This window comes from Amycolatopsis sp. SID8362 (genome assembly GCF_010550475.1).
In the GTDB taxonomy this organism is placed as follows: Bacteria; Actinomycetota; Actinomycetes; order Mycobacteriales; family Pseudonocardiaceae; genus Amycolatopsis; species Amycolatopsis eburnea.
In genome coordinates, this window is record NZ_JAAGNB010000869.1 from 1 (window position 1) to 7,706 (window position 7,706).

A 7,706-nucleotide genomic window follows, 5' to 3' on the forward strand; every position below is an offset into this window, starting at 1 on the left:
TCGGCCCAGTGCCGGATGTGGTGGCCCTGGCAGTGCCGGGGTGGGCGGTGGCAGCCGGGGAACGCGCAACCACGGTCGCGCAGGAACAACGCGCGGCGGAGGCCGGGGCTGATCAGGCGGCGGGCGCGGCCCAGGTCGAGGGGTTCGCTGGCGGTGCCGAGGACGGCGGGGATGAGTTTGCAGTCGCAGGCGTGGAGGCGGGCGTCGGCAGCTGTGATGGCGCCGGTGTCGCCCAGGGTGGCCGTGCCGCGTCCGGATTTCAGATCCGCCAGGGAGACCGCGACCATCACGTGGACGCGCTCCCCGGCTTGGGCGGGGAGGTCGGCGGAGTTCAACGCGAGGTCGACCGCGTCGGAGAACGCGTCGCCGTAGCGTTCTTGTGGGGAGCGGAGGTCGTCGGTGCCGCGGCGTTCGGCCAACGCATCCAGCAGGGCGCTGGCGCGGGTGCCGGTCTCGTCGTCGAAGCGGCCGGTGAGTTCCCAGGTTCCGGTGCGTCTTCGGCGCAACGACAACTCGCGCGCGGGGGTGGCGGGTTCGGTGTCCTCGGGTGCGGGACCGTCGGGGTCGAGATGGGCCAGGATCCGGGCACCCAGGGCAGCCACCTGCTTGTGGCCACCCTGGGCGGCGAAAGCGAGGAGATCCGCTTCGGCATCGTCGCGGTGGGTGGCGGGGATGCGGGAGACGGCGTCGATGATGGTGTCGATCATCGGGGTGCTCAGGGAACCTGCCAACGCGGCGGCGCCGGTAGCCGGGGCGACGGCGGGGGTGGCGTCGAGGGAGTGGGCGGGGTGCAGGGCCTGGGCGCGGGTGACGGTGCGTCTGGCGGCGGCGTGCGGAATGTCGGCGAGGTGTTCGTAGAGGCGTGCGGTGGTGCGGTATCCGAAGAGTTCCTGGACGCCGCGGGATTCGATTTCCACCAGCAGCGCACCGATTTCCGCTTCGGCAGACCGCACGACGGTGAGCAGCGAAACGATGCGGTCGGCCAAGGCCTCCGCATCCGCTTGCCACACCGCTTCTCTGTCCACGCCCCAAGATTACCGGGCGTACGAACACCTGTTCATCACACGATCAGGTGGTCGATGAGAAGCCTTCGAGAGCAAGGAAACACGCCTCGAATCCCTTGAGCTGCGCGACTTTCGGAATGGGCCCGATACCGGCCGAGTGCGTCGTGGAGCACCTGTGGCGTGAGACTTCTTGCCGATCGCCGTCGGCCCGACCCGCGGCGACGGGGACGTTCACGGCGGCTGACGACACCGAGAGCGTTCACGCTGGTTGGCCGTGCTCGCACACGTCCAGATCCGCAGTCGCGCTGGAGTTCGTGACGCGCCGGCCCGGCGACCGGAACCGAAGGCACGACGGAAGCGGGCCCGGGCGCCTCGAACGCCCGGTCCGTTCCCTCACCTCACCAGCGGCGGGACGGGTCGATCACGTGGACCGCGGCTTCCTCCGCCGAGGCCGCGCCGCCGTCGATGCCTGCGTCCGAGGCGTACAGTTCCTCGTCGCTGTCCTCGCCGAAGCCTTCGTCGGTGGCTACCAGGCGGCCCGCTCGGACGTCGCCGACCTCGTCGTCCACCAGTTCGCCGTCGGTGTCTTCGCTGTCGCCGAGGCCGTCGCCGTCCGCTTCGGAGGAGATGTCCGGGACTTCGCGGGCCAGCCGCGCTTCCCAGCTTTCGCGTTCCGCCGTCTCGCGGGCGGTGGTGCCCCAGCCTTCGGTTGCCTGTGCGCGTTCCGGTGGGGAATAACCCTCCGCCAGTTCGTCGCGGTCGTCCAATGTGTCCTCGGGGTCGAGGATGCCGTCGTCGGCGCGGTCTTCGGAGTCGTCCATGCCGTCCATCCTCGCGCAACTCCTTGGCTGCGCCGAGCCTGGGTGATAGGACCGTGCGAGCCGCCGCACGGGCGGCACTGGTGGGAAAGGTGATCCCCATGCCGATGAGACGCAGGGTGCTGGCCGCGGGGCTGGCCGGGGTGTTCGGCGCCGCGCTGTCCGGGCGGACGGCGCAGGCGGCCCAGACGGCCCAGACGGCGGCGACCCCGCCGGTGCGGCTCGACCAGCTGAACCTGGTCAACCTGTCGCACGTCAACGACCCGGCGACGACCAACGTCTTCCCCGGCGACCCGGCCTTCGAGCTGGAAACCATCGCCACCATCCCCGACGACGGCTACTACCTGCAGTTCGTCCGCGAAGGCGAGCACACCGGCACGCACTGGGGCGCGCCCGGCCACTTCAACACCGGCGAGCCGCTGGCCGACGAAATGGACCCGGCCGATCTGTTCCGGCCCGCCGTCAAGATCGATGTAAGAGCGAAGGCGGCCCACGACCCGGACTACGCGGTGACGATCGACGACCTGAAGGCGTGGGAGCGGCGCAACGGGCGCATCCCCGACGAGAGCGTCGTCGTGCTGTGGACCGGCTGGGACGCCAAGTGGGGCACCCCCGCCTACCCGAACACCGACGCCAACGGCGTGCTGCACCAGCCCGGGTTTTCGATCCCAGCGGTCAGGTGGCTGATCGACACGGGACGGCTCGGCCGCCGCGGCGGCACCGGGACCGACACGTTCAGCCCGGACGTCGGCACCGACGAGACGTACACGGTGTCGAAGCTGGTCTACCGGCGGCACCGGATCAGCCTCGAGATCCTGGCGAACCTCCAGGCCCTGCCGACGACGGGCGCGTGGGTGCTGGCGGGCGGCCCGATCAACCGCCGGGGCGCGGGCTCGACGGCGACGATCTTCGGGGTGCTGCCGCCCGGGGTGACGGCGGGCTAGCCCGCGCTGAGCGGCGCGGCCGACAGGCGCAGCGAGGACAACGGGGCCGGGTGGCCGAACCGGTAGCCCTGCGCGGCCGGGCAGCCGGCCTTCGTCACCAGCTCCGCCTGCTCGGCCGTCTCGATGCCCTCCGCGACCACCGCCACCTCGAGGTCGCGGCACAGCCCGACCAGCGACCGGCACAGCGCCGCGTCGCGGTCGGGCTGGATGCCGGTCGTCAGGGCCCGGTCCAGCTTGATCAGGTCGACCGGCAGGGCGTGCAGCACGGTCAGCGAGCTGTACCCCGCGCCGAAGTCGTCCAGCGCCACCCGGACGCCGAGGGCCTGCAGGCGGCGGATCGCGGCGGCGCCCGCGGCGAGGTCCGGGACCGGGACCGTCTCGGTGATCTCGACGACGAGGCGGTCCGCGGGCAGGCCGTAGCGGGCGAGGCTCGCGCTGACGCTCTCCTCCAGCGTCTCGGCGCCGAGGCGGCTGGCACACACGTTCACGTGCACCGTCAGGTCCACGCCGGCCGCGGTGATCTCGCGGCAGGCCAGGTCCAGCACCAGCGCGTCCAGCTCCGCGCCGAGGCCCGCCCCTTCGGCCGCGCGGACGAACGTCTCCGGCGACACCGACGTGCCGTCGCGCGTGGTCCAGCGGGCCAGTGCCTCGACCGCCACCGGGGTCGCGTCCGGCAGCCGGACGATCGGCTGGAACACCAGTCCGAAGCCCTCCGGGATGCCGCCGGCCGCGCGGCGCAGGGCCGCCGGGAAGTCGGGCGGGCCGTCGTCGCTGGGGCGGTAGACCACCGTCGTGTCCTTGCCGAGGCGCTTGCCCGCGTACATCGACGTGTCGGCGCGGCCGAGCAGCACGTCCGACGTGACCAGCGGTTCGGCCGGGTCCGGCACCACCAGTCCCATGCTCGCCCGGACCGGGACCAGCGTGCCGTGCACCGCGAACGGCCGCCGCAGCACGCCCTGGATCCGGTCGGCGACGGCCTGCGGGGCGTCCACCTCGCCCTCCAGGAGGATCGCGAACTCGTCGCCGCCCAGGCGCGCCACCGTGTCGCCCGCGCGCACACAGCTCAGCAGCCGCTGGGCGACGGCGTGCAGCAGGACGTCGCCGCCCGCGTGCCCGAACCGGTCGTTGACCTCCTTGAAGTCGTCGAGGTCGACGAAGATGAGCACCAGCGGCCGGGGCCCGCTCTCCACCGCGCGGTCCAGCCGGTCGGCGAACAGCGCGCGGTTGGCCAGCCCGGTCAGCGGGTCGTGGTAGGCCTGGTGGGTCAGCTGCTGCTGGCCTTCGTACACCCGGCGCAGCAGCAACCTGTTGTCCAGCAGGGAAAGCAGCTGCCGGGCGAGCACCAGGAACACCACGAGCACGCCGACGTACACTTCGACGGCGTCCGGGCCCGCGCCCGCCACCACCTGCACGGTGATCAGCAGCGCGACCGCGGTGACCGGCACGTACGGCAGCGCCAGCTGCCACCAGTCGATCCCGACCGGCTGGTTCGCGTCGTCGCGCCGCCGGGTGCCCGGCGTGGCCAGCAGCGCGAAGGCGATGAACAGCGGGCCGAGCACGAACCCGCCGTCCGACCACGGCTTCATGCTCTCCGCGCCGATGCTGACGAGGTAGGCGAACACGCTGTCGGACGCGGCCAGCGCGACGATCCCGACCGCGGCCAGCAGCAGGTTCGCCCGGTACGGCCGGTCCACCCGGTCGAACACCACCAGCAGCACCGCGACGACCACGATCACCAGGTCCGACAGCGGGTAGGAGATGGCGACGGACCAGGTCAGCTTGTCCGGCGCGGTCGCGCGGACCAGCTGCCCGAGCGCCGCGGTCCAGGTGAGGATGAACAGCGAGCCGGTGACGATCAGGCCGTCGAGCACCACCGCGACGCCGAAGTGCGCCGTCCACTGCGCGGGCTGCCAGCGTTCGCGGTCCGGCCGCACGCGCGCCCTGGCCAGCGTGAACAGGGCGGCGAGCGCGAACACCGGGAAGCTCAGGTAGCCGACGTCGGCCAGCGACGGCGACGGCAGCCCGCGCCCGTCGACCAGCTGGTACCACGACCAGGCGCACTGCCCGAGCGACCAGCCCGCCATGCCGACCGCCACCAGGACCCGCCACCAGCGCTGGTGCCCGCGTGCCCGCCGGGCGGCGGCGACGCCGCAGACGACCGCGCCCACCCCGGCGCTCAGCTGCATGGCGTCGTCGACCCACAGCGCGAAGGTGTCGCCCCAGAACGCGAAGCCGTTGACCACGACCAGCGTCGCGGTGAGGACGACGAGCACGATCGCGACCGGGTACCGCCGCACTGTCATGGCACCTCACGTGGTCGCGGCCGCCGGTCGGACCGGCAAACACTACACCGGGTGTGACCGGGCACAAGCGCACCGCACCGGGCGTTCAGGTGATGTCACGCCGGTGCAGCAGCCAGCCGCCGAGGACGCCGAAGACGACCACGTACCCGGCCAGCACGAGGGCGGCCTGGCCGGAGCCGACGATCTGCTCGACCCCCGGCGCGCTCGCCCCGAACGCGGCGGCGAGCGCGCCCGCGTTCGGCCCCGGCAGCCCCTTCTGCAGCTGCGCGACCCAGTCCAGCAGCGGCGCGGCGATGGACGCCAAGAGGTTCTGCACGGCGAGCAGCCACACCAGGCCGAGCCCGATCGGAAGCGCGACCGAGCGCAGCCCGATCGCGAGGAGCACGCCGAGCGCGCCCCACATCGTCGTGACCAGCCAGCCCGCGCCGAGGCCGCGCACGACGTCGGAGACCGGCGGCCAGGTCAGCGGCTGGTCCTGCAGCGCCGCCACCAGCGCGCTCGCGCCCGCGGCCGCCGCGAACAGCGCGAGCACGACGGCCAGCGCGGCGAGCGCGACGGTCACCAGCTTCGCGCTGTAGACCGCGATCCGCGACGGGTGCTGCACCAGCACCGTCTTCCAGGTCCCGTAGCCGTATTCGCTGCCGGCCACGAGCACGCCGAAGATCAGCGCGAGGGCGCCGACGAAGATCGGCAGCCCGCCCAGCGCGCTGCCGACGAACGCGTCCGGCAGCATCGCGGCCAGCCCGCGGTTCGCGCCGGGCGGCCCGGACGTCGTCCCGCTCAGGCCGGCGTACGGGATGGCGTAGCCGAAGGTCAGCGTCAGCACGACGGCGACGGCGAGCAGCAGCCAGCTCGCCGGACGGCGGGACTGCTTGAGCAGCTCGGCTCGGATGTCACGCAGCATCGGGGGTACCTCCGGTCAGGGCGAGGAAGGTCTGTTCCAGGTCGGGTTCGCGCCAGCGCAGCTCGGTGACGACGCACCCGGCGCCAACCAGCCCGGCGTTCACGCGCCCGGCTTCCGCGGGCTCGACGTCGAGTTCGAGCGCCGGGCCGTCGACGCGGACGCCGCCGTAGTGCCGGCGCAGGTGCTCGCGGGCCTGCTCGAGGGGCTCCGCGACGACGCGCAGCGCGCCGCCCGCCCGCAGGTCCGCCACGGTGGTCTCGCTGACGAGCCTGCCGTGGTCGAGCACGCCGACGCGGTCGCAGATCTGCTCGACCTCGGCCAGCAGGTGGCTGGACAGCAGCACGGTGCAGCCGTCCGCGGCGAGCTTGCGCAGGGTGACCCGCATGTCGGCCATGCCGGCCGGGTCGAGGCCGTTGGTCGGCTCGTCGAGGACGATCAGCTCGGGGTCCTTCAGCAGCGCCGCGGCGAGGCCGAGCCGCTGCTTCATGCCGAGCGAGTACGTCGAATACCGGTCCTTGGCGCGATCGGTCAGGCTGACGACGTCGAGCACGGCGTCGACGCGGGTCCGCCGCACGCCGGCGTGGTCGGCGAGGATCCGCAGGTTCGCCCGGCCGGAGAGGTACGGGTAGAACGCGGGGCCTTCGATGAGCGCGCCGACGCGGGTGAGGCTGCCCGGGCCGGGTTCGGCGCCGAGCACGCGGACGCTGCCGGAGGTCGGCCGGATCAGGCCGAGCAGCATCCGCAACGTCGTCGTCTTGCCGGCGCCGTTGGGGCCGAGGAAGCCGTACACCTCACCGGCGGGCACCGAGAGGTTCAGGTCCTCGACCGCGGCGGCCGGTCCGTAGCGCTTCGTCAGCGCGGTCGTTTCCACTGGCTGGGTCACGGGACTCCTTCCGGACGCGGCCCCACGGCTTGAAGACCGCGAGGACGCTGGCGAACAGCAACAGGGCCGGGGCGACGACCACGGGGTAGAGCAGGCCTTCCGGCTGCTCGGTGGCGACGTCGATCCCGGGGCGCAGCGCGAAGAGGATCAGCAGCGCCATCAGGACGGTGACCGCGAGCTTCGCGGCCACCCACCAGTAGCGGACCAGGCCGTACTTCGAGCCGAGGCCGAGCACGGCACCGGTGACGAGCGTGAGGACGGCGGCGGTGAACAGCGGCCACACGGCGAACAGCCCGAGTGCCTCCAGGCCGGTGGCGCGGACGGCGGGGTCGTCGGTGAGCAGCGCGGTGCAGACCAGGATGCCGAGCACGGCGTCGATCCCGATCCACAACCCCGCCGAAACGATGTGTCCGACCAGCCACCACTTGCGAGCCTGGCTCTTGAGCCTCATGGACGCCTCCTTTTCGACGCCCTCAATCCTCGGGATCCCGGCCGCCGCGGTCGTCCGCCGACGTACGGCTCTTGCGGCTACGACCGGCTGCGTACGCGGGTACGTTCGGTGTGGTGATCGTCCGCATCCGGGGGTACGCCCTGCCGCACGGCGAGTACGCCGACCTGTACGCCGACGGCGACCGCTGGACCACCGACCCGGTCCCGGGCGCGACGCTCGTCGCGGAGGGCTGGCTCGTGCCCGGCCTGGTCGACGCGCACACCCACCCGGGCGCGACCGAGCCAGGACAGCCGATGGACGGCGAGGTGCTCCGGGAGCAGCTGCACCAGCACGTCGACGCCGGGGTCACGCTGATCCGCTCGCCGGGGCTGCCGGGCGAGCCGCCGCCGTGGTTCGGCG

The 7,706-nt window shown here is 72.9% G+C and carries 7 protein-coding genes and 1 pseudogene; 2 read left to right on the forward strand and 6 right to left on the reverse strand.

Going from position 1 to position 7,706, the window contains the following annotated elements:
* Together G3I65_RS27195 and G3I65_RS27200 are read right to left on the reverse strand one after the other, a co-directional pair.
* Positions 1–1,025: HNH endonuclease signature motif containing protein (locus G3I65_RS27195; RefSeq protein ID WP_160698640.1), on the reverse strand; the 1,025-nt coding region annotated here is incomplete at its 3' end.
* A gap of 377 nt (positions 1,026–1,402) precedes the next feature.
* Complete coding sequence (locus G3I65_RS27200; RefSeq protein ID WP_375336722.1) at positions 1,403–1,825, reverse strand: DUF5709 domain-containing protein; 423 nt, start codon at positions 1,823–1,825, stop codon at positions 1,403–1,405.
* A gap of 98 nt (positions 1,826–1,923) precedes the next feature.
* Between G3I65_RS27200 and G3I65_RS27205 the strand changes: the two genes are divergently transcribed.
* Complete coding sequence (locus G3I65_RS27205) at positions 1,924–2,766, forward strand: cyclase family protein (protein ID WP_160698642.1); 843 nt, start codon at positions 1,924–1,926, stop codon at positions 2,764–2,766.
* Here the strand turns inward: G3I65_RS27205 and G3I65_RS27210 are convergent.
* From G3I65_RS27210 to G3I65_RS27225, 4 genes are all read right to left on the reverse strand, one after another.
* Entirely contained in the window at positions 2,763–5,069 is a 2,307-nt protein-coding gene (locus tag G3I65_RS27210; RefSeq protein ID WP_160698643.1) for a bifunctional diguanylate cyclase/phosphodiesterase, read from the reverse strand. The genes G3I65_RS27205 and G3I65_RS27210 overlap by 4 nt on opposite strands.
* Before the next feature lie 85 nt (positions 5,070–5,154).
* Complete coding sequence (locus tag G3I65_RS27215; protein WP_160698644.1) at positions 5,155–5,973, reverse strand: ABC transporter permease; 819 nt, start codon at positions 5,971–5,973, stop codon at positions 5,155–5,157.
* Complete coding sequence (locus tag G3I65_RS27220) at positions 5,963–6,856, reverse strand: ABC transporter ATP-binding protein (RefSeq protein ID WP_160698645.1); 894 nt, start codon at positions 6,854–6,856, stop codon at positions 5,963–5,965. Before G3I65_RS27220 ends, G3I65_RS27215 begins: the two co-directional genes overlap by 11 nt.
* Positions 6,765–7,307 carry a hypothetical protein gene (locus G3I65_RS27225; RefSeq protein WP_203612520.1) on the reverse strand — a complete coding sequence of 181 codons (543 nt, stop codon included), beginning with the start codon at positions 7,305–7,307 and terminating at the stop codon, positions 6,765–6,767. Before G3I65_RS27225 ends, G3I65_RS27220 begins: the two co-directional genes overlap by 92 nt.
* A 113-nt stretch (positions 7,308–7,420) precedes the next feature.
* Here G3I65_RS27225 and G3I65_RS27230 point away from each other — a divergent pair.
* Positions 7,421–7,706: pseudogene (locus G3I65_RS27230) on the forward strand (amidohydrolase); the annotation flags it as partial.

What these genes read in the sequence shown, in the direction of transcription:
- G3I65_RS27200 (WP_375336722.1), bottom strand. Translation starts at nt 1,825, where the DNA reads ATGGACGACTCCGAAGACCGCGCCGACGACGGCATCCTCGACCCCGAG.
- G3I65_RS27205 (WP_160698642.1), top strand. Translation starts at nt 1,924, where the DNA reads ATGCCGATGAGACGCAGGGTGCTGGCCGCGGGGCTGGCCGGGGTGTTC.
- G3I65_RS27210 (WP_160698643.1), bottom strand. Translation starts at nt 5,069, where the DNA reads ATGACAGTGCGGCGGTACCCGGTCGCGATCGTGCTCGTCGTCCTCACC.
- G3I65_RS27215 (WP_160698644.1), bottom strand. Translation starts at nt 5,973, where the DNA reads ATGCTGCGTGACATCCGAGCCGAGCTGCTCAAGCAGTCCCGCCGTCCG.
- G3I65_RS27225 (WP_203612520.1), bottom strand. Translation starts at nt 7,307, where the DNA reads ATGAGGCTCAAGAGCCAGGCTCGCAAGTGGTGGCTGGTCGGACACATC.